Source organism: Massilia sp. PWRC2 (assembly GCF_049896725.1).
GTDB lineage: Bacteria > Pseudomonadota > Gammaproteobacteria > Burkholderiales > Burkholderiaceae_D > JAFCUW01.
This window is the reverse complement of the sequence record NZ_JAFCUW010000004.1, coordinates 59,431-78,005: the sequence shown is the minus strand read 5'-3', so window position 1 is coordinate 78,005 and position 18,575 is coordinate 59,431. Positions and strand designations below refer to the sequence as shown.

Annotated in this window: 20 protein-coding genes; 12 read left to right on the top strand and 8 right to left on the bottom strand. The window is 66.8% G+C overall.

From position 1 onward, the window contains the following. The 4 genes from ACP7BZ_RS09845 to ACP7BZ_RS09830 form a co-directional block, all read right to left on the bottom strand. Positions 1-630, bottom strand: coding sequence for a methylamine utilization protein (locus ACP7BZ_RS09845; RefSeq protein WP_426112552.1), 630 nt, complete (start codon positions 628-630; stop codon positions 1-3). Between the two features lie 192 nt (positions 631-822). Next, entirely contained in the window at positions 823-2,214 is a 1,392-nt protein-coding gene (locus ACP7BZ_RS09840) for a tetratricopeptide repeat protein (protein ID WP_426112550.1), read from the bottom strand. Positions 2,215-2,499: 285 nt separating this feature from the next. Next, on the bottom strand, positions 2,500-3,135 hold the full coding sequence (locus ACP7BZ_RS09835) for a 3'-5' exonuclease (protein WP_426113078.1): 636 nt from the start codon (positions 3,133-3,135) through the stop codon (positions 2,500-2,502). Between the two features lie 2 nt (positions 3,136-3,137). Continuing rightward, positions 3,138-4,409, bottom strand: coding sequence for an Hsp70 family protein (locus ACP7BZ_RS09830; RefSeq protein ID WP_426112548.1), 1,272 nt, complete (start codon positions 4,407-4,409; stop codon positions 3,138-3,140). A 205-nt stretch (positions 4,410-4,614) separates the two neighbouring features. Here ACP7BZ_RS09830 and ACP7BZ_RS09825 point away from each other — a divergent pair, with 205 nt between their 5' ends. Beyond that, on the top strand, positions 4,615-5,703 hold the full coding sequence (locus ACP7BZ_RS09825) for a LacI family DNA-binding transcriptional regulator (RefSeq protein WP_426112546.1): 1,089 nt from the start codon (positions 4,615-4,617) through the stop codon (positions 5,701-5,703). Positions 5,704-5,791: 88 nt separating this feature from the next. Here ACP7BZ_RS09825 and ACP7BZ_RS09820 read toward each other — a convergent pair whose 3' ends face one another. Further along, the gene (locus ACP7BZ_RS09820) at positions 5,792-6,289 is read right to left on the bottom strand and encodes a MarR family winged helix-turn-helix transcriptional regulator (protein ID WP_426112544.1); all 498 of its coding nucleotides are present in this window, start codon (positions 6,287-6,289) and stop codon (positions 5,792-5,794) included. Between the two features lie 242 nt (positions 6,290-6,531). On the opposite strand from ACP7BZ_RS09820, the gene ACP7BZ_RS09815 reads away from it, so the two are divergent. From ACP7BZ_RS09815 to ACP7BZ_RS09765, 11 genes are all read left to right on the top strand, one after another. Then, complete coding sequence (locus ACP7BZ_RS09815) at positions 6,532-7,383, top strand: STAS domain-containing protein (RefSeq protein ID WP_426112542.1); 852 nt, start codon at positions 6,532-6,534, stop codon at positions 7,381-7,383. Positions 7,384-7,385: 2 nt separating this feature from the next. Continuing rightward, the gene (locus tag ACP7BZ_RS09810) at positions 7,386-7,757 is read left to right on the top strand and encodes an STAS domain-containing protein (RefSeq protein ID WP_426112540.1); all 372 of its coding nucleotides are present in this window, start codon (positions 7,386-7,388) and stop codon (positions 7,755-7,757) included. Continuing rightward, positions 7,754-8,221, top strand: a complete 468-nt coding sequence (locus ACP7BZ_RS09805; RefSeq protein WP_426112538.1) for an ATP-binding protein — start codon at positions 7,754-7,756, stop codon at positions 8,219-8,221. The genes ACP7BZ_RS09810 and ACP7BZ_RS09805 overlap by 4 nt, the downstream gene beginning before the upstream one ends. Positions 8,222-8,290: 69 nt before the next feature. Further along, the gene (locus ACP7BZ_RS09800; protein WP_426112536.1) at positions 8,291-9,364 is read left to right on the top strand and encodes an anti-sigma regulatory factor; all 1,074 of its coding nucleotides are present in this window, start codon (positions 8,291-8,293) and stop codon (positions 9,362-9,364) included. A 14-nt stretch (positions 9,365-9,378) separates the two neighbouring features. After that, positions 9,379-10,758: a sensor histidine kinase gene (locus ACP7BZ_RS09795; RefSeq protein WP_426112534.1), complete on the top strand. Its 1,380-nt coding sequence runs from the start codon at positions 9,379-9,381 to the stop codon at positions 10,756-10,758. Beyond that, positions 10,755-12,701, top strand: a complete 1,947-nt coding sequence (locus ACP7BZ_RS09790) for a response regulator (RefSeq protein WP_426112532.1) — start codon at positions 10,755-10,757, stop codon at positions 12,699-12,701. The genes ACP7BZ_RS09795 and ACP7BZ_RS09790 overlap by 4 nt, the downstream gene beginning before the upstream one ends. Before the next feature lie 101 nt (positions 12,702-12,802). Then, positions 12,803-13,894, top strand: a complete 1,092-nt coding sequence (locus ACP7BZ_RS09785; RefSeq protein WP_426112530.1) for an acyl-CoA dehydrogenase — start codon at positions 12,803-12,805, stop codon at positions 13,892-13,894. Then, positions 13,891-14,670 carry a PIG-L deacetylase family protein gene (locus ACP7BZ_RS09780; protein ID WP_426112528.1) on the top strand — a complete coding sequence of 260 codons (780 nt, stop codon included), beginning with the start codon at positions 13,891-13,893 and terminating at the stop codon, positions 14,668-14,670. Before ACP7BZ_RS09785 ends, ACP7BZ_RS09780 begins: the two co-directional genes overlap by 4 nt. 23 nt (positions 14,671-14,693) lie before the next feature. Beyond that, a complete protein-coding gene (locus ACP7BZ_RS09775; protein WP_426112526.1) occupies positions 14,694-15,314 on the top strand; it encodes an SAM-dependent methyltransferase in 621 nt (206 codons plus the stop codon). Then, positions 15,311-16,648, top strand: coding sequence for a glycosyltransferase (locus ACP7BZ_RS09770; RefSeq protein ID WP_426112524.1), 1,338 nt, complete (start codon positions 15,311-15,313; stop codon positions 16,646-16,648). Before ACP7BZ_RS09775 ends, ACP7BZ_RS09770 begins: the two co-directional genes overlap by 4 nt. Beyond that, positions 16,635-17,120 carry a pyridoxamine 5'-phosphate oxidase family protein gene (locus ACP7BZ_RS09765; protein ID WP_426112522.1) on the top strand — a complete coding sequence of 162 codons (486 nt, stop codon included), beginning with the start codon at positions 16,635-16,637 and terminating at the stop codon, positions 17,118-17,120. The genes ACP7BZ_RS09770 and ACP7BZ_RS09765 overlap by 14 nt, the downstream gene beginning before the upstream one ends. Positions 17,121-17,154: 34 nt before the next feature. On the opposite strand, the gene ACP7BZ_RS09760 is transcribed toward ACP7BZ_RS09765, so the two are convergent. From ACP7BZ_RS09760 to ACP7BZ_RS09750, 3 genes are all read right to left on the bottom strand, one after another. Further along, entirely contained in the window at positions 17,155-17,757 is a 603-nt protein-coding gene (locus ACP7BZ_RS09760) for a phage tail protein (RefSeq protein ID WP_426112520.1), read from the bottom strand. 1 nt (position 17,758) lies between these two features. Next, complete coding sequence (locus ACP7BZ_RS09755) at positions 17,759-18,163, bottom strand: PEP-CTERM sorting domain-containing protein (RefSeq protein WP_426112518.1); 405 nt, start codon at positions 18,161-18,163, stop codon at positions 17,759-17,761. A 141-nt stretch (positions 18,164-18,304) separates the two neighbouring features. Continuing rightward, the gene (locus tag ACP7BZ_RS09750) at positions 18,305-18,529 is read right to left on the bottom strand and encodes a hypothetical protein (protein WP_426112516.1); all 225 of its coding nucleotides are present in this window, start codon (positions 18,527-18,529) and stop codon (positions 18,305-18,307) included. Positions 18,530-18,575 lie beyond the last annotated feature (46 nt).

The window sequence follows — 18,575 nt, the reverse complement described above, 5'->3', positions numbered from 1 at the left end:
TCAGTATCCTGATCCTTCGCCATCGGTGGCGGCCTTGAGCGCCAGTTTGAAGCTGGCGGCGGTGGCGCCATCGCCCCCTTTGACGGTCACTTGCTGGTCGGCGCCGGCGCTGGCGAGCTGGTTGAAATGCCAGGCGCTCAGTTTGTATTTGCCGGCGGGCAGCTCGATGTGGGCCACGCCGTCGCTATCGGTGCGGGCAAAATAAGGCGTATCGACCACCTTGACGTAGGCGATCATGCGGTCATGGATATTGCAACCGAGGACCACGGTGCCGGCCTTGTCAAACAGCTGGCTGCTGGCGGCGACGCCTGAATAGAGCTTCTGGTCGAATTTCTTGGCTGGGGAAAACGAGTAGATATGGTGACGCACCTTGTCGTTATTCGGAAAACTGATCGCTGCGCCGCTTTGCACCACCGTCACCAGCGGCAGGAATTTTAAGCCGCGCTGCTCGATGGTCGCGCCCTTCGGCCCCTTCGGCAACACCAGGCCATCCTGTTCGGCGTAGACAACGGTGTCGGCCAGCGGCTTGCCGGCGCCATCCTGCACCACGATTGCCAGGCTGGACGCCTGCGCCAGAGCGATCACACCCAACAGGGAAGCAGCAAGAACCGCGCGCGCGAAAAGTTTCATGGAGACCAATATTTGTAAGACACAGTATGGTCATGTTACGACATCAATGGCGCGAACTATAGTGCTCTGTGAGAATATTCCTAACAGGATTTAATGTTTCTTCTGAAAAACAACGCTCAGGCCGGGCCTGAGCGTTGCGCGCCCGGTCGGTGCCACGGCCGTGGCCTGCGAGCGGGCGCGGTGGTGCCCGCCTCAGCGTGGTGTGGCGCCCCGCTTGACTTGCCTTTCATGAAACATATCGAGGGCCTTGCCGATCTGTGCCGGGCTCAGTCTGCGGCCGATGCTGCTCTTGGCAGCGCTCGCATGCAGGTCGCCGTTGGCAGCGGCCAACAGCATCCACATGTAAGCGAGCACCATGTCGCGGGCCACCCCGCGGCCCTGGGCGATCATGCTGCCCAGATTGTACTGGCCCAAAGGATGATGGCGTTCGGCCGCCGCCAGGTACCAGTGCACCGCGCGGCCGTCATCGCGCTCGACGCCGCGGCCGCCGGCGTACAGGGCGCCAAGGTTATTCTGGGCGTCGGCATTGCCCTGCTCGGCCGCCAGCCGGTAGCAGATGGCGGCGCGCTGCTCGTCGCGGACGGCGCCGCGGCCATTGGCCAGCATCAACCCCAGGTGGAACTGGGCGCTTGCTGCGCCTTGCACGGCGGCGCGGTTAAACCAGCGCACCGCCAGAGCCTCGTCGCGACCGATGCCGATGCCATCGGCGTACATGGTACCGAGGCGGATCTGGGCGTCGACGTGGCCCTGTTCGCCCGCGCGCTGCAACAGGGACAGCACGCGGGCATCGGCGTCTTCGTCGCTGTCAGCAGCGCCCTCGCCGCTGGCAACCAGCAGGGCCAGCCGGTACTGGGCACTGCTGTCGCCCTGGCTGGCGGCGCGTTGCAGCCAGGCCAGCGCCCGCAGCGGCTCGGCGCGCACGCCGGCGCCGTCGGCGTAGGCCACGCCCAGTTCGCGCTGGGCAGCGGCGACGCCTTGCGCGGCCGACTGCCGGAACCAGCACAGCGCCTCGCGGGCGCTGGCGGGCACGCCCAGACCGCGCTGGTACATCAGCCCCAGTTGCAACTGGGCCTGGGCATCGCCCAGCAGCGCCGCCTTGCGCAACCAGGCCATCGCCAGCGGATAATTGATGCTTGCCCCACGGCCCAGCAAATAGCACTCGCCCAACAGCTGCTGGGCACTGGCCACGCCCTGCTCGGCTGCCTTGTAATACCAGCCAAGGGCGGTGGCGTCGCACTGGGCGACGCCACGACCCTTGCGGTAGAGCTGGCCAAGGTTTTGCTGGGCCGAGGCGTCGCCCTGGATGGCGGCACGCTCAAACCAGTGGGCGGCGGCGCCATCGTCCTGGGCCACGCCGCTGCCCTTGTAGTACATGGCGCCCAGGTGGTTCTGGGCGAATGCCAGCCCCTGCACGGCCGAGCGCTGCAGCCAGTAAAAGGCGAAACCGTCGTCGCGCCGCACGGCGTCGCCCCGTTTGTACATGAGGGCCAGATTGAACTGGGCATAGGCATCGCCCTGCTCGGCTGCGCGGCGGAACCACAGGTAGCTTTGGCGGGCGTCCCGGCTGAGGTTGTGACGGTGCATGCGATTCCTCCGGCGCGACGCGCGACGATGAAGGCACATCGATGCGGCCGCCGCCACGGGCAAACGGGCGACACGCTAGCCAGTGCGGCGGTCGCGCGACATTGACAAAATATTAACTTCTTCTGTGGGCGGGGCGTTTGATGGGGAACAATGGTGCGCGCAGGAGCGGGACCGGCACTGCAGGCTGCCTGCCCCAGGCTTGCGGAAGCGATCGCTATGACGCTCAAGGGGGCGCTTGGATGGCCAGGCATGGACAGGCACCTGCGGCGCCAGTCTCCCCGGCGGCTAGCCGGGTGGCTTTTGTTGCGTCGCGTAGTTTCCCAGAAACGCCGGCACCTTGGCCGCCGCCAGCCGGTTGACCGACATCAGCAGCGACGATTCGACCGGGCTGACCTTGACCACGCCATGCAAATGGCGGGCAATGTGAATCAGCAATTGTGCACCCACCTCGGCATCGGCTTCGGCGCGGTGGGCGGCGCTGCGAAACACCAGGCCCAGCTGGCGGGACAGTGCCCCCAGCTTGTAGCTAGGCAAACCGGGAAACAGGCGGCGCGACAGTTTGAGCGAACACACCAGCGCCTGGTGCGCGCTGCGCAGGTCGAGCAGCGCGGCCTCCGCCTTGAGAAACTTTTCATCAAAGCTGGCGTTGTGGGCCGACAGCGTGTCGCTGCCAATAAAATCTAGCAGTTCGGGCAACACCCGCTGCGCCGGCGGGGCGCCATCGACCATCGCCTGGGTGATGCCGGTCAGGTTGCTGATAAAAGCGGGAATGCGCGCATTGCAATTGACCAGCGACACGTAGCGTTCGGTGATGACGCCATCGACGATGCGCAGCGCCGCCACTTCGGTGATGCGGTCGCCCATCAGCGGTGACAGGCCGGTGGTCTCGAAGTCGAGCATGACGATGGGGCGGTCGAACACGCTCACGGCCGTGCCCCGTTGGCCGGGCCGAACTTGCGGGCGGCATCGATGGCCAGTCCGCTGCCGATGCTGCCGAACAGGTCGCCTTCGACTTTCCTGGCCGCCGGCAGCAGCTTGCCGATCCGTTCGCGCAGGGCCAGCACGCCGCTCGAGCCGCCCGTAAAAAACACGGTGTCGACGCGCCCCGGATCGACCTGGGCATCGGCCAGCATGCGCACCACGGTGGCGTCGATGCTATCGAGCAGGTGGGCAATGGCGGCCTCGAAACTGGCGCGTTCGAGCTGCAGGTTCGCTGGCGGCGACAGCCGTTCAAGCTGCAGTGCCACGCTCGCTGCGGCCGATAGCGCAATCTTGCCCTCTTCCACCTGCATGGCCAGCCAGTGGCCGGCGCGCTCTTCGATCAGGCGCTGCAGCCGCACCAGCTTGGCCGGCTCGGCGGCGTCGCGCACCACATCGGCCAGCTGGGTCCAGGTTTTCTTGGTGTACGCCTGGTTGATGGTGTGCCAGGTGGCCAGATTAAAATAATAGCTCGACGGTATTTCGCTGTGATTGTGCATGCGGCTGCCATAACCGAGCAGCGGCATCACCGACGCCAGGCTCAGGTACTTGTCGAAATCGGTGCCGCCGATGTGCACGCCGCCGGTGGCCAGAATGTCGTCGCGGCGCTCGGCCTTGGCGGCCCGCTCGGGGCCAAGGCGCACCAGCGAAAAGTCCGAGGTGCCGCCGCCGATATCGACGATCAGTACCAGTTCTTCAGCGCCGATGCGCGACTCGTAATCGAAGGCGGCGGCAATCGGCTCGTACTGAAAAGCGACGTGCTCAAACCCCACCGAGCGGGCAATTTCGGCCAGGGTGTCTTCGGCCAGGCGGTCGGCGGCCGCGCTGTCGTCGATAAAAAATACCGGGCGACCGAACACGGCAGCGTCAAAGCGGTGGCCGGCAGCGCGTTCGCCGCGCCGTTTGATTTCGCCAATAAAGTGCGACAGCAGCATGCGAAACGGCAAGGCGCGGCCACCCACTTCAGTCTGGCCATCGATCAGGCTGGTACCCAGCAGCGACTTGAGCGAGCGCATCAGGCGGCCTTCGTAGCCGGCCAGATAATCGGCCAGCGCCGCCCGCCCGTAGGTGACGGCATCATCGTCGGCATTGAAGAACACCACCGACGGCAGGGTTGGCTTGCCATCTTCGAGGACGAGCAGGGTCGGCGCGTTGGCGGCGAGGCGACCGACGGTAGAATTGGACGTGCCGAAATCGACGCCGCAGGCGTGGCTCATGGAAGCATTCTTTGCAATCAAGGGGCGGTATTCTACCAGATCGGCGCGCCGGCAAGCGCCCCTGCTGCCAGCCATTGCAGGCGTTTATGCAACACCGAGAGCGCAATGTGGGTCGCAATAAATTTCTATATGGAAAAATATTGCAACATAGCAATTTACTGCGATACACTCAGCGCTCCATCACTCGCGTCCAGTCCCCGCACGAATGACCGCTTCGACACTTCCCGTCCATGCCAGCATTGCCGACCTCAAGGCGCTGATCGAGCGCCAGGCGCGCCGCGTGACGTCGTACGACGTTGCCAGTGCCGCCGGGGTGTCGCAATCGGCGGTATCGCGCTGCTTTAAACCGGGCGCGAGCGTGTCGGCCGCCACTTACGCCCGCGTGATGCAGGCCGCCATGGAACTGGACTACACGCCCAATGCCGCCGCCCGCAGCCTCAATACGCGCCGTTCGAACCTGGTCGCGCTGCTGCTATCGGACCAGGCCAGTGCCCACTACCCCGAATTGCTGGCCGAACTGAGCCACCATTTTTCCCTGCATGGCATGCGCCTGCTGCTGTTTTACGTGACCGCCGGCACCGATGTCGACGCCCTGCTGGCCGACCTCTGGCAGCACCAGGTCGATGGCGCCGTGCTTGCCGCCTCCCTGCAAGAGCAGCACGTCAACCAGTTCGAGCGCCGCCGCCTGCCGATGGTGCTGTTTAACCGCAGCCTGCGCGACCGCCAGATCAATGCGATTGTCTGCGACCAGGCCGGCGCCGCCCGCATGCTGGTGGCGCGCCTGGCCGCGGCCGGGCACCGCCGCTTCGCCATGATCGCCGGCCCGGCCAGCTCCAGCGTGGCGCTGGCGCGCCGGCGCGGCGTCAGCGAGCGGCTGAGCGAGCTGGGCCTGCCAGCACCGCTGATCATCAGCGACGGCCACGACGACCTGAGCGCCGAGCACGATTACGCCAGCGGCGCACGCGGCCTGCGCCAGATCATCGCCACCCTGGGCAGCGCGCCCGACGTCGTCATTTGCGGCAACGACAGCATTGCCATCGGCTGCGTCGATACGGCGCGCGCGCACTTCAAGCTGGCCATTCCCGGCCAGTTGTCGGTCACCGGCTTCGACGCCATCGGCGCGGCCAGCTGGAGCAGTTATCAGCTCACCACGGTGCGCCAGCCGCTGCGGCAGATGGCGCGGGCCACCGCCGACATGCTCGTCGGCCTGATTGCCTCGGGCGCCAGCGGCGTCGAGCGGCGGGTGTTTTCTGCCGCGGTGGTCGAGGGCGCCACCGCGCGCATGGGCGCCTGATGGTCGCCTGATGGTCACCTGACCGGCACCTGACAGCCCCCTGGCAGCCCCCTGGCAGCCCCCTGACGGCTGCCGCAACCGCGCACAATCAGCCTTCCGCCAGCAGCACCATCGCCGCACTGCGGTCGGCATGCAGGGCGGCGATCAGCTGGTCGAGGTCGTTCTCCAGCCGCGCCAGCGTGGCCGGGTCCAGTTCGGCCAGTGCGCCCGGCAAGACGCCGGCGAACGGTCCCGGTACGTTCACCAGCACGGCCGCGCCGGCCTCCGTCAAATGCAAGCCCAGCGCACGGCGGTCATCGCGGTCGCGTACCGTGCTGATCAAACCGCGTTCGAGCAGCACCTTTACCAGGTTGCTGGCGGTCGACTGGTGCACATCCATCGCGCGCCCCAGATCGGAGACGCCAATACCCGGGCGGCGCTCGATCACACTGAGCGCCCAGACCTGGGCACCGCCAATGCCGGCGGCTGTTTCCACCTGGCGAAAATGCAGCTTGACTGCATTAAAGACGATGCGGAACTGGCGCAGCACGCGGCCGGCCTGGTCTGAACCGGGGTCGGCGGGCGGGATCGGGAGGTCGGTCAGCATGCTGCAATAATAATGGATTGCCCGGCCTGTGGTGGCACCAAGGATGGAAAATTGTGACACCCGTCACGCTGCGACGCGCTGCCGTGTAACAGACAATTGTGCGCGCACGCACTATTGGTAAATTTTTACCAATGGCATCACTCTGCTATTACAATTCGATCTGTCATTTGTCAGACGTGGCGCTTTTGCCCTCAAGGATGCGCGCGCTCCGTCATTTCTTTATACCTCCTGGAAATCACACCATGAACCAATCCGCTGCAACCATCGGCAACCTGATTGTCAATCACCAGGACCAGATCCTGTCGGCCTGGGTCGGCGATCTACGCAGCTTGATGGTGCGCAGCAATGCCGCCTCCGAGGACCAGCTCAAGCGCCACTGCAGCCAGTTCCTCGGCCTGTTTTCCCAGGCCATCGCCAGCGGCGGCGCTGACGACATCGATAGCCGTGCCTATGACGAAGTGCGCGGTTTGCTCAGCGAAATCTCGTCGGCGCGCGCCAAGCAGGGCTCGACCCCCAGCGAAACGGCCACGTTCATTTTTTCCCTCAAGCAGCCGCTGTTTCACGTCATGCGCGACGCCCTCAGCACCGATGCCAGCGCGCTGGCCAACGCCCTGTGGACCGTCAGCACCCTGCTCGACAAGCTGGGCCTGTACACCATGGAAGTATTCCAGAAGAGCCGCGACCAGATCATCGTGCGCCAGCAACAGGAGCTGCTCGAGCTGTCGACGCCGGTGGTCAAGCTGTGGCAGGACATCCTCGCCCTGCCGCTGATCGGCACCCTCGACAGCGCCCGCACCCAGGTGGTGATGGAAAGCCTGCTGCAAAAAATCGTCGAGACCGGCGCGGCCATCGCCATCATCGATATCACCGGCGTGCCCACCGTCGACACCCTGGTGGCCCAGCACCTGATGAAAACCATTGCCGCCGCCCGCCTGATGGGCGCCGACTGCATCATCAGCGGCATCCGCCCGCAAATCGCCCAGACCATCGTCCACCTCGGCGTCAATCTGGAAGACGTGGTGACCAAGGCGACCCTGGCCGATGCCTTCGTCGTCGCCCTCGGCCGTGTCGGCGCCTCGATCACGCGCGGCTGACCATGGACCGCATTCCCATCTTGCGCATTGGCGACCTGCTGCTGGTGACGATCCAGGTCGACATGCACGACCGTCTGGCGCTGGCGCTGCAGGACGACCTCACCGAACGCATCGTCAGCGATGAAGCCAAGGGGGTGCTGATCGATATTTCGGCGCTCGACCTGGTCGACTCGTTTATTGGCCGCATGATCAGCAACACCGCGGCGATGGCACGCGTGCTCGATGCCCAGACCGTGCTGGTCGGCATGCAACCGGCAGTGGCCATCACCCTGGTCGAGCTGGGACTGACCCTGCCCGGGGTGAAAACCGCCCTGAATGTCGAACGCGGCATGCTGTTGCTGGGCAAGCGCTACCATCAACCACGCCAGCAATGAACCCGTTTTCGGCCGCGCCACCGGTACGCTTCGACTCGCCGCTGCTCGAGCCAGGCGCAGGCACGCTCAGCCATGCGGTGCTGCCACTGACGTCCGACGAACACGTGGTGGCGCTGCGCCGGCTGGTGCGCGACATGGCGCTGGCTATCAAGCTGAGCCTGGTCGATCAGACCAAGCTCGTCACTGCCGCCAGCGAGCTGGCCAGAAACACCATCAAGTATGGCGGTGGTGGCCAAGCCCATGTCCTTGAACTCGACGACGGCATGCGGCGCGGCGTGCGGCTGCTGTTCGCCGACGACGGCCCCGGCATCGCCAACCTCGAACTGGCACTGACCGATGGCTACACCACCGGCGGCGGTCTCGGACTGGGCCTGTCGGGTGCGCGCCGGCTGGTCGACCAGTTCGATATCGATACCCGGCCCGGCGAAGGGACGGTGGTGGCAGTGCTCAAGTGGAAGCGGTAACCCCGGTGCTGCTGCTGGCTGGTCAGCGCCGGCATGATCTTCAACCATTGACTACCTGTTAGGACAGCCTTGTTAAGCACCTCCCTGCGGCCGCACAGCATCGTTGCCATCACCCACGCCAGCGACATCGCTGCCGCCCGCCGTGCCGGCCACGCGCTGGCGCAGCAGGTCGGCTTCGACGAGGTGCGCGCCGGCCAGCTGGCGCTGTTGATCAGCGAAGCGGCCACCAATATCATCAAGCACGCCAGCGACGGCCGCATCTACCTGTCGGCCACGCTCGGCGAGCGCGCCGGTGTCGACATCGTCGCCGTCGACAGCGGTCCGGGCATCAGCAATATGGCGCAGGCGCTGCGCGACGGCGTCTCCAGCGTCGGCACCGCCGGTACCGGTCTCGGTGCGATGCGCCGCCTGGCCGATGAATTCGACGCCTATGCACCACGCGAACGGGGCGCCGTGTTTTTCATGCGGCTGTGGCGCGCGGCCGACACCTGTGGCCAGTCGCCAGCGCTGGCCGCGCTGCCGGCGCTGTTCACCTTCGGCGCCCTCAGCCTGCCGATCGCCGGCGAAGACGCCAATGGCGACGCCTGGGCCATCGCCGCCGACCGCGCCGGTATTGCCCTGCTGTCGGTCGATGGCCTCGGCCATGGCGAACTGGCGGCCGAGGCGGCCAAGGCTGCCCTCGACTGCATGGCGGGCGGGCCGTTTCGCCCGCCCGCCGCGCAACTCGAAGCCTGTCACGGCGCCCTGCGCGCCAGCCGTGGCGCCGCGCTGGCCGCCATGACGCTCAGTTACCCCGGCGCGGGCGGGCGCCCAGATCCGAATGGCGATGCCAGCCTGCGCTTTGCCGGCATCGGCAATATCGCCGCCTGCCTGATGGGCCAGGACAAGCGCCGCCAGATGGTCTCGCACAACGGCATCGTCGGCCACAACCTGCGCAAGGTGCAGGAGTTCGAGCATCCGTGCGCAGCCGGCAGCATCTTCATCATGCACTCCGACGGCATCTCGACCCAGTGGGACCTGGCCGCGCACCCTGGCCTGGCAGCCTGCCACCCGTTGGTGATCGCGGCCGTTTTGCTGCGCGACTATGCCCGCGTACGCGACGACGCCAGCGTGCTGGTGCTGCGCTTCGGCGGCCAGCCGTAAAGCGCGGCGCCAGCATGCACACCACCCGCCTGCTCAACGTCGGTATCGAAGGCCCGGCCGATGTCGTCACCGTGCGCCAGCGCGCGCGCCAGCTGTCGGCCATGCTGGGCTTTAGTCAGCAGGAACAGGTGCGCATCGCCACGGCGGTATCGGAACTGGCACGCTGCGTGTGCCGCCGCGTGTATGGCGGGCGCGCCCTGTTCGCCTTCGAACAGGACCATGAGCGCAGGCTGCGCCGGCTGATAGTGACGATGCGCGACAACGGCGGTGTCGAAAAAGCCGCTGCCGGCGTGTCCGGCGTGGCGACCGAATCAGCCGCCAGCGAACTCGATAGCGCCATTGCCACCGCCCGCCGCCTGATGGACCAGTGTGAGGTCTGCCAGCAGGCCGACCATGCGCTGACGGTATCGATGCACAAACTGCTCAGCAGCTCCCAGCTGTTTGATCACGATGCGCTCACCGCGCTGGCCAGCACGCTGGCGCAGGCGCCGCCGGCCGACAGCTTTATCGAAGCGCAGCAGCAAAACCACGAACTGGCCGGCGCCCTGGCCGAACTGCGCGAGCGCCAGGACGACTTGCTGGCACTGACGCGCGAACTTGAAGACACCAACCGCGGGGTGCTGGCGCTGTACGCCGAAATCGAAGAAAAGGCGGAAAAAATCCGCAAGGCCGACGAAATGAAGTCGCGCTTTTTATCCAACACCAGCCACGAACTGCGCACCCCGCTGTCCTCGATCCGCGCGCTGACCCAGTTGCTGCTCGACCGCATGGATGGCGAGCTGTCGGTCGAGCAGGAGCGCCAGATCGGCTTTATTGCGAGCGCCGCCAACGACCTGTCGAACCTGGTCAACGACCTGCTCGACCTGGCCAAGATCGAGGCTGGCAAGGTGGCGATCAATATCGCTCCCATCGATGTCGGTGCGCTGTTTGGCGCCTTGCGGGCGATGCTGCGGCCACTGGCGCAAAACCCGGCGGTGCAGCTGCAGTTCATCGAACCGCCAGCGGCGGTCGACTTCGATTCGGACGAACCGAAAGTGGCGCTGATCTTGCGTAATTTCGTCTCCAACGCGCTCAAGTTCACCGAGCGCGGCACCGTAACGGTGACGCTGGCGATGGCGCCAGCGGCCGCTGCCAACCGGCTGCGCTTTGAGGTGCGCGACAGCGGCATCGGCATCCGCGACGACCACCTGCAACTGATTTTTGAAGAATTCAGCCAGATCGAGCATCCCCTGCAGCGCGGCGTCAAAGGCACCGGTCTCGGCCTGCCCCTGTGCCGCAAGTTCGCCACCCTGCTCGGTGGCGAAGTCGAGGTATCGAGCATCGTGGGCGAAGGTTCGACCTTCAGCCTGATCCTGCCCCGCCACCTGAGCGCCCCGGCGCCCCCCGCCCCATGAATCCGCAGATCCTGATCCTCAACGTCGACGACAACGACGGTGCCCGCTACGTCAAGACGCGGATCCTGGCCGGCGCCGGATTCCAGGTCGAGGAAGCGGCCAATGGCACCGATGCGCTGGCACAGGTGGCGCGCCTGCTGCCGGCGCTGGTGCTGCTCGACGTCAAACTGCCCGACATCAATGGCATCGAAGTGTGCCGCCGCATCAAGGCCGATCCGGCCAGCGCCCATGTGCTGGTGCTGCAAACCTCCGCGGCCCTCACTGGCCGCGACGACAAGATCCGCGGCCTCGAAGGGGGCGCCGACAATTACCTGGCCGCGCCAATCGAAGCTGACGAGCTGGTGGCAAATGTGCGCGCCCTGCTGCGCCTGCAGCAAACCCGCTTCGCGCTGGCCAACAGCGAAGAGCGCTTTCGCCAGCTGGCGGAAAATATCGATGACGTGTTCTGGATGTTCAATCTCGACAATGGCGCCCTGCTGTATGTCAGCGACGCCTACACGCGCCTCTGGGGCCGGCCGAAAAGCACGCTGGCGCAGCAGCCCGACGACTGGTTTGCCAGCATCCACCCGCACGACCGGCCGGCGCTGGCGCAGCGCTGGCATGCGCTGATGGCACTGGCGCCCTATGACGAGGAATACCGGGTGGTCGGCGCCGATAACGCCATTCGCTGGGTGCGCGACCGCGCCTTCGTGGTGCGCGACTGCAGCGAGCGGCCCTATCGCATCGCCCGCATCACCAGTGACATCAGCGGCCGCAAGGAACTCGAAAGCCGCCTGCGCGCCGCTGACGACAACAAGAACAATTTTCTGGCGACCCTGGCGCACGAACTGCGCAATCCTTTGAGTCCGATCCGCACCGCAGTCGAGCTGCTGGCCCGCCAGAGCGACGACGAGCATGGCGTGAGCGCCGCCGAGATCCACGCGCGCGCGCGCGGGGTGATCTCGCGCCAGGTCGATCACCTCACCCACCTGGTCGACGACCTGCTCGACGTGGCGCGCATCTCGGAAGGCAAACTGACCCTGCGCGAACAGGCGGTGGAACTGCAGGGCGTCTTCAAGGCCGCGCTGGAAACGGCCGCGCCCATGCTCGAAGCGCGCCACCACCAGCTCGAAACACGTCTGCCGCCGGCGCCCCTGTGGGTGTGGGGCGACCCGGTGCGACTGGCGCAATCAGTCGGCAACCTGCTGCATAACGCTGCCAAGTTCACCTCTGTGCATGGCCAAATCACGCTGGCGGCGAGCATCGACGACGCCCCCGCTGACGGCCAGCCGGTGGTGCGCATCGAGGTGCGCGATAACGGCATTGGCATTGCCAGCGCCACCCTGCCCCACATCTTCGACATGTTCACGCAAGGCGCATTCGCCCCCGACCGCGCCCACGATGGCCTCGGCATTGGCCTGTCGCTGGTGGCCAACCTGGTCAAACTGCATGGCGGCCAGCTTGACGCCAGCAGCGCCGGGGTGGGCCTCGGTAGCGTGTTTACGATTACCTTGCCGCTGATCGCGGCGCCGCTGGCGCCCGATACCACCGCGCCGCTGCCGATGATGACCGCGTCCGCCGCCCTCCCCACTGCCCTGCGCATCATCCTGGTCGACGACAACGTCGATTCCGCCGAAATGATGTGCGACCTGCTGGGCGCCCTCGGTCACCACGCGCAACTGGCCCATGACGGTGCCAGCGCCCTGGCACTGGCGCAGGCGCAGGCACTGGCGCCGTGCGGCGCGCCCGACGTCATGATCCTCGACATCGGCCTGCCCGACATGGATGGCAGCGAACTGGCGCGCCGGCTGCGCGCGCTGCCCGCGCTGGCCCGCACGCGGCTGGTGGCGCACACCGGTTACGGCGCCCCGCACGACCGCGCAAAAACCCGCGCCGCCGGTTTTGATGAACACCTGGTCAAGCCGGCCAGCATCGCGCAACTGCAGGCGGCCCTGCTGCCCTGAAGTGCGATCGGCGGGCGCCGTGCATTGCTCGGTGCGCGAACGTACGGAACAAGCTTGGGAAAACGCTAACATCGAAGCCTGACCAATGCCCGATGTTCGCCATGCCATTCGAATCGTCCGCGCCGCGCGCGCTCCCCCTGCCGGTGCTCGACAGCGCAGCCGCACCCGCCACGCAGTTACGCCAGCTGCTCGGCGCTGGCCACGACCGCCCGCCCGCTTGTCCCTATCCTGCGGCGGCTGCGGGCGCCACGCTGGCGCGCTGGCAGCTGCTCGCCGCCATCGGTGGCCACGACCTGTCGCTGGCCAAGCTGTTCGAAGGCCACACCGACGCCCTCGCCATCCTGCACGAAGCGCTCTTGCCGGCGCCCGACGCCGGCACCATCTGGGGCACCTGGTGTGCCCACAGTGGCGGCCCGGGCCTGCTGCTGCGCGAGGATGGCAGTGGCTTACGCCTGCACGGCCGCAAGAGCTGGTGTTCGGGCGCGCGCACGGTCAGCCACGCGCTCGTCAGCTGCAGTAACGCAGCGGGCGAGGCGCGGCTGGCGGCGGTCGACATGGGGCAGACGGGTATCGGCATCGATGCGTCCACCTGGCAGGCGGTCGGCATGCGCGATTCGGCCAGCGCCGATGTCGATTTCGACGGTGTCGCCGCCAGCGTCGTCGGCGACGCCGACTTTTATGTGCAGCGCCCAGGCTTCTGGCATGGCGGCGCTGGCGTGGCGGCGTGCTGGTACGGCGCCTGCGCCAGCCTGCTTGACAGCCTGCTTGAGAGCCTGCACGACAGCCCCTTTCGCAGCTTGCCCGACGCCCTGCTGGCGCAGCCGCACGCGCGGGCGGCCGATCCGCACCGGCTGACGCAGCTGGGCGAAGTGGCGGTGACCCTGCAAGGGGCAGCCACCCTGATGCGTTCGACTGCCGCCGCCATCGACGCCCATCCGCACGCCGATGCGATGGCGGCGGCGCTGACGCTGCGCCTGGCGGTCGAGGCGGCGGCCGGCGTGACGCTGGCGGCGGTCGGCCGTGCGCTGGGCGCCGGGCCGCTGTGCAAGCAGCGCCATATCGCCCGCCTGTTCGCCGACCTGCCCGTGTTTATCCGCCAGAGCCACGCCGAGCGCGATCTGGCGGCGCTGGGCGCGGCCCTCGTGGCCAACGCTGCCAGCGCGACCATCGGCAAGCGCCCGTGGACGCTATGAACCGCGCCGACGCGGTTGCCAACAGCAGCGCGCGCACCATCGAGGGCGCCGGTACGCCGCCGCGCGACTGGCAGGCCGACCCGGCACTGGCCGCCGTTGCCGTCGCCAGCGTCGACCAACTGGTGCCGCCCGGCTGGCGCGCCGTGCTGGTGGCGCCCCATCCGGATGACGAAGTGCTCGCCTGCGGCGCGCTGCTGCAGCTGCTGGCCAGCCGCCAGCCGGCGCCCTTGCTGGTGGCGGTCACCGACGGCGAGGCCAGCCACCCCGGCTCGACGCTGTGGCCGCCCGAGCGCCTGCGCCAGGCGCGCCCGCGCGAGAGCCTGGCGGCATTGCAAACGCTCGGCCTTGTGCAACCGTGCATGCTGCGCCTGGGTGTCGCCGATGGCGCCGTCGGCGCCGCCGAACACGCGCTTGGCCAGCGGCTGGCGGCGCTCCTGTGCGCCACCGACGTCGTCATCAGCACCTGGCGCCACGATGGCCATCCCGACCATGAAGCTTGCGCGCGCGCCTGTGCCAGCGCCACCGCAGCGACCGGCGCGCGCCTGCTCGAGGTACCCGCATGGGGCTGGCACTGGAGCGCGCCGGCCGAGCACGCCTTGCCGCTGGCGCGCGCGCGCAAACTGGCGCTCACCAGCGCACACCTGCACACCAAGCGCGCCGCGATGGCCTGCTTCAGCAGCCAGACCAGCCTTGACCCCAGCACCGGCGCCGGCGCCATCCTGCCCGCGCAGGTGCTGGCGCGCCTGCTGACCCCTTTTGAAGTGTATTTTTTATGAACGAAGCACTGCAGTCAACGCCCATGCCAGCCTCAAACCCGGCCAGCGCCAGCGCCCATTTCGAAGCACTGTACGCCGCCAGCGACGATCCGTGGCAGGTGCGCGCGAGCTGGTATGAACAGCGCAAGCGCGCCGTGCTGCTGGCCTGCCTTGACCGCCCGCATTACCAGCGCGTGTTCGAACCCGGTTGCGGCAATGGCGAATTGAGCGCGGCGTTGCTGCCGCGCTGCCAGCAGCTGCTCGCCTGCGACGGCGCCGCCAGCGCGGTGGCAGCGGCGCGCCGCCGCCTGGCAGGTGCCGGCATTGAACGCGTCGGCGTCGAGCAGTGCAGCCTGCCGGCCGACTGGCCGCTGGGGCAGTGGTTCGACCTGATTATTATCAGCGAGCTGGCCTATTATTTTGATGGCGCGGGCCTCGCTGCGCTGGTAAATGGCGTCGCTGCCTGCCTGGCCGATGGCGGCCTGCTGGTGCTGTGTCACTGGCGGCACGACTTTGCCGACCGCAGCGCCAGCACCGAGCAGCTGCACGCCGCCTTTGCCAGCGTGCCGCGCCTGCAGCGACACCTGTTCCATGCCGACGCCGATTTTTTGCTCGAAACGTTTAGCCGCAGTAGCAGCACTAGCGCCACCGGAGCTGCGTCATGATCGGCGTCGGCGTCCCCGCCCACAACGAACAGGCACACATCGGCGCCTGTCTCGCGGCGCTGCTGCAGGCGGCCTGCAACGATCGCCTGCAGGGCGAAGCAGTGCTGGTGCATGTGGTGCTCGACGCATGCGCCGACGGCACCGTCGACGTCGTGCGCCGGCACGCCAGCCGCTTCGCCGATGCCGGGGTGGCGCTCGACTGGAGCCAGATTGCCCAGCGCCAGGTGGGTGCGGCGCGGGCGGCCGGCGCGGCCTGCCTGCTGGCGGCCGGCGCCCGCTGGCTGGCCTTCACCGACGCCGACACGCGGGTGGCACCGCAATGGCTGGCGGCCCAGCTGGCGCTCGACGTCGATGTCGTCTGTGGCTCGGTGGCAGTGGACGACTGGTCACCGCACGGCGCCGACGCCGACGTGCTGCGCGAGCATTTTAGTCGCCATTACCGTGACCACGACGGCCACCGCCACATCCACGGCGCCAACCTGGGGGTGGCCGCCAGCGCCTACCTGGCCGCAGGTGGTTTCGCGGCGGTGGCCTGTCATGAAGACGTCTTGCTGGTCAAGGCGCTGCAAGCATTCGGTGCCCGCATTGCCTGGAGCGCTCAGCCGCGCGTATTTACCAGCGCACGCAAGGATGCCCGCGCACGCGGCGGCTTTGGCGATAGCATCGCTGGCCACGCTGGCCGGCCAAATGAACCTTTTTTCAACAAAAGGAAATGCGATATAATGTCGCGTGGCAACTATTTAAGCTGGCGTGCACGCCTTCATAATGTGCTGTCAACACGACGCGCAGCGCATGATGGCCGCGCCATGATCCACACACACGCTGGTTCACCAGAAAGGGGAATATCAGTATGGAAAGTTTCCCATTATGGCGGGCGCGCATGGCCGCACTGCACGCACGGGACGACCGCGAGCAGGTCCTGTTTTTGGCGTACCAGTCGGCTTCCGAGTCGGAGGCGAGCGCCGCCGGGCTCGAATATGTCGGCATCACCTGGGACGCCAGCGGCGTCCAAGTCAAAGCCTACCGCCTCAGCGCGGAGAAATCACGCCTGTACAGCTGCAGCAGCTGCGGCAAGCAATCGAAGATTGACCAGGGCATGTATTGCTGCGGCAAAAAGCGGGTTCCCCGCAGCTGAACGCTGCCAGGACGGCGCCAGCATGGCGACGAGCGCGACCATTTTGCGCGATTTGACGTGCATCAAATACAATATATCCTCCCATGCGGAGACTGCGGGCAGCCGGTCCAACACAGTGACCGGTGTGCCTGCCGCACCCCTGCCCTTGGGGCGCGCCGAGGGCACCGACTTGATTGAGGATTGCCATGAAACAACTTGATGCCGAAGCGGCCGGCTTGGTCGACCGCATCCTCGCTGGCGCGGCGGACCTGACCCTGGCCACCCTGCGCGCCGACGGCTCGCCGCGCGCCTCGACCGTCAGTTTCGTCAACCAGGGCCACTTGCTGTATGCCGCGATCGCCATCGACAGCGGCAAGGCCCACGATATTGTTCACGACAACCGCGTCGCCGTCACCGTCAATTTGCCGTATGCCAGCTGGTCGGCGATCAAGGGGCTGGCGATCGATGGCCACGCCACCTTCGTCAGCGATGCCGATGAACTGGCGGCGGTGGCAGCACTGCTGCGCCAAAAGCAGCCAGCGTTTGCCAAGCTCATTGCCGATCCTACCCAGTTGCCTTGGCCCGGCATGCTGTTCCTGCGCATCACGCCGCAGGCGCTGGCGCTGCTCGATTACAGCAAGGGCGTTGGCCACACCAGCTATTTTTCGCTGGACGCTGTCGACCTTGCTTGAGTGCGCGGCGCGGGTTGCATGCAAGGCCGCTACCCTAAGGCCGTGGCGGAAACTGCCCGGCCAGCGAAATAAAGCACTTCACGGTCAAAAACGGCGGCATCTGCGCGACCGGCGCCGCCTGACCGGTCAGGCCAGTCGACGCTGGCGCCTGCGCCACCAGATTGGTCGGATCGGTGTACAGATTGGTGCGCGGCTTGGAAGCGGGCACTTTGCCTCCCGGCGACACCGAATTAGCATCGTTGAGGCTGCCCGGCGCCGCCAAACTGTGGGCATGCGGGGGCAGATTGGCCGGCGTCAGCACATGGGCTTCGCTGCCATCCGCATCGCCTTCGGTACGCGCGGTCAGCCCGGGCCCCTCGCCCGTATGCAAGAGCAGGCGGCCGCGCATGTCCGGCAGGTTGAAGGTGGTAATGCCATCGCCGCCATAGGTGACACCGAGCAGACTGAACAGCGCGGTATTGCGGCTAATCGACATTTGCTGGCCATTTAATTCAGCCCAGCCCAGCGGTGCAAAATTAAAGGCGGCGCACATGATCTGCCCCACATAGGGCTGGCTTTGCGCCGCTGCTGGCAGTGCCTGACAGGCGGCCACTGCCAGCGTGGCTGCAATTGGACGTTGTAACGCGCAATGGGGCATGCTATGACTCCCTTTGGTAGTACAGCCTGGTGATTGGTCTTGCGCGCCGGTCACAGCGCAGCGCGCGCCGTTTCCCTGCTGCGCCGAATGCCAGCGCCGCCGCCAGCATCAGCGGCACGCTGGCCGGTTCCGGCACATCGCCAGTGCCACCGGCACGCGCCAGGATGACGTCATCGATGTCGATGTCGAGCAGGCGCTGGTCGCCCCCGCTCAGAACGAGCAGGCTGACGGGGTCGAGCGCGCTGCCATCGTCGGTCATGAAGCCGAGGAAGAAGGCGTAACTGCCAGCACCATCGCTGACATCGGCCACAGCGCGGTTGCTGACGCGGAACGCACCACTGCTGAGCGCGATGTCGCCGCCATCGACGTCGCGCGTGCCGATCACGTACAGGCCGAACGCCTGCACGGCGCCGCTAAAGCTGAAGGTCAGGGCATCGCCCGCCTCGAGCGAAGCGGCGTTATTGTCGAGGCCCAGATAGTTGCGGCCGGAGCTGGTCCAGAACTGGTCGTCGAGCGCCGGCCGCGCGCTGCCGGCGGAGGGGCCCGACTACACCATGCCAAAACCGCTGCCGGCCGGGCCGCCGCCGGCATTGAAGGCAGTGCCCGCTGGTACCGCTTCGAAATCGGTGGTGCTCGCTTGCCAGCCGGCGATGGCGGCCTGAAATGCCGCCTTGCTCTGGTAAGCGAGCACGCCCGCGTAGGCCTGGCCACTGACCGCCAACAGCAGGCCGACCACGGCCCTGAACGAATAATTGAAAAGCGAAGACGTCATCCAGTACTCCTTGTATGGGTGGGGTGATGGGCGGGTATGCGCCTGC

Excerpts from the sequence above, each read along its gene's own strand:
- ACP7BZ_RS09845 (WP_426112552.1), bottom strand. The coding sequence starts at position 630 with ATGAAACTTTTCGCGCGCGCGGTTCTTGCTGCTTCCCTGTTGGGTGTG.
- ACP7BZ_RS09840 (WP_426112550.1), bottom strand. The coding sequence starts at position 2,214 with ATGCACCGTCACAACCTCAGCCGGGACGCCCGCCAAAGCTACCTGTGG.
- ACP7BZ_RS09830 (WP_426112548.1), bottom strand. The coding sequence starts at position 4,409 with ATGAGCCACGCCTGCGGCGTCGATTTCGGCACGTCCAATTCTACCGTC.
- ACP7BZ_RS09825 (WP_426112546.1), top strand. The coding sequence starts at position 4,615 with ATGACCGCTTCGACACTTCCCGTCCATGCCAGCATTGCCGACCTCAAG.
- ACP7BZ_RS09820 (WP_426112544.1), bottom strand. The coding sequence starts at position 6,289 with ATGCTGACCGACCTCCCGATCCCGCCCGCCGACCCCGGTTCAGACCAG.
- ACP7BZ_RS09815 (WP_426112542.1), top strand. The coding sequence starts at position 6,532 with ATGAACCAATCCGCTGCAACCATCGGCAACCTGATTGTCAATCACCAG.
- ACP7BZ_RS09810 (WP_426112540.1), top strand. The coding sequence starts at position 7,386 with ATGGACCGCATTCCCATCTTGCGCATTGGCGACCTGCTGCTGGTGACG.
- ACP7BZ_RS09805 (WP_426112538.1), top strand. The coding sequence starts at position 7,754 with ATGAACCCGTTTTCGGCCGCGCCACCGGTACGCTTCGACTCGCCGCTG.
- ACP7BZ_RS09795 (WP_426112534.1), top strand. The coding sequence starts at position 9,379 with ATGCACACCACCCGCCTGCTCAACGTCGGTATCGAAGGCCCGGCCGAT.
- ACP7BZ_RS09790 (WP_426112532.1), top strand. The coding sequence starts at position 10,755 with ATGAATCCGCAGATCCTGATCCTCAACGTCGACGACAACGACGGTGCC.
- ACP7BZ_RS09785 (WP_426112530.1), top strand. The coding sequence starts at position 12,803 with ATGCCATTCGAATCGTCCGCGCCGCGCGCGCTCCCCCTGCCGGTGCTC.
- ACP7BZ_RS09780 (WP_426112528.1), top strand. The coding sequence starts at position 13,891 with ATGAACCGCGCCGACGCGGTTGCCAACAGCAGCGCGCGCACCATCGAG.
- ACP7BZ_RS09775 (WP_426112526.1), top strand. The coding sequence starts at position 14,694 with ATGCCAGCCTCAAACCCGGCCAGCGCCAGCGCCCATTTCGAAGCACTG.
- ACP7BZ_RS09770 (WP_426112524.1), top strand. The coding sequence starts at position 15,311 with ATGATCGGCGTCGGCGTCCCCGCCCACAACGAACAGGCACACATCGGC.
- ACP7BZ_RS09765 (WP_426112522.1), top strand. The coding sequence starts at position 16,635 with ATGAAACAACTTGATGCCGAAGCGGCCGGCTTGGTCGACCGCATCCTC.
- ACP7BZ_RS09760 (WP_426112520.1), bottom strand. The coding sequence starts at position 17,757 with ATGCCCCATTGCGCGTTACAACGTCCAATTGCAGCCACGCTGGCAGTG.
- ACP7BZ_RS09750 (WP_426112516.1), bottom strand. The coding sequence starts at position 18,529 with ATGACGTCTTCGCTTTTCAATTATTCGTTCAGGGCCGTGGTCGGCCTG.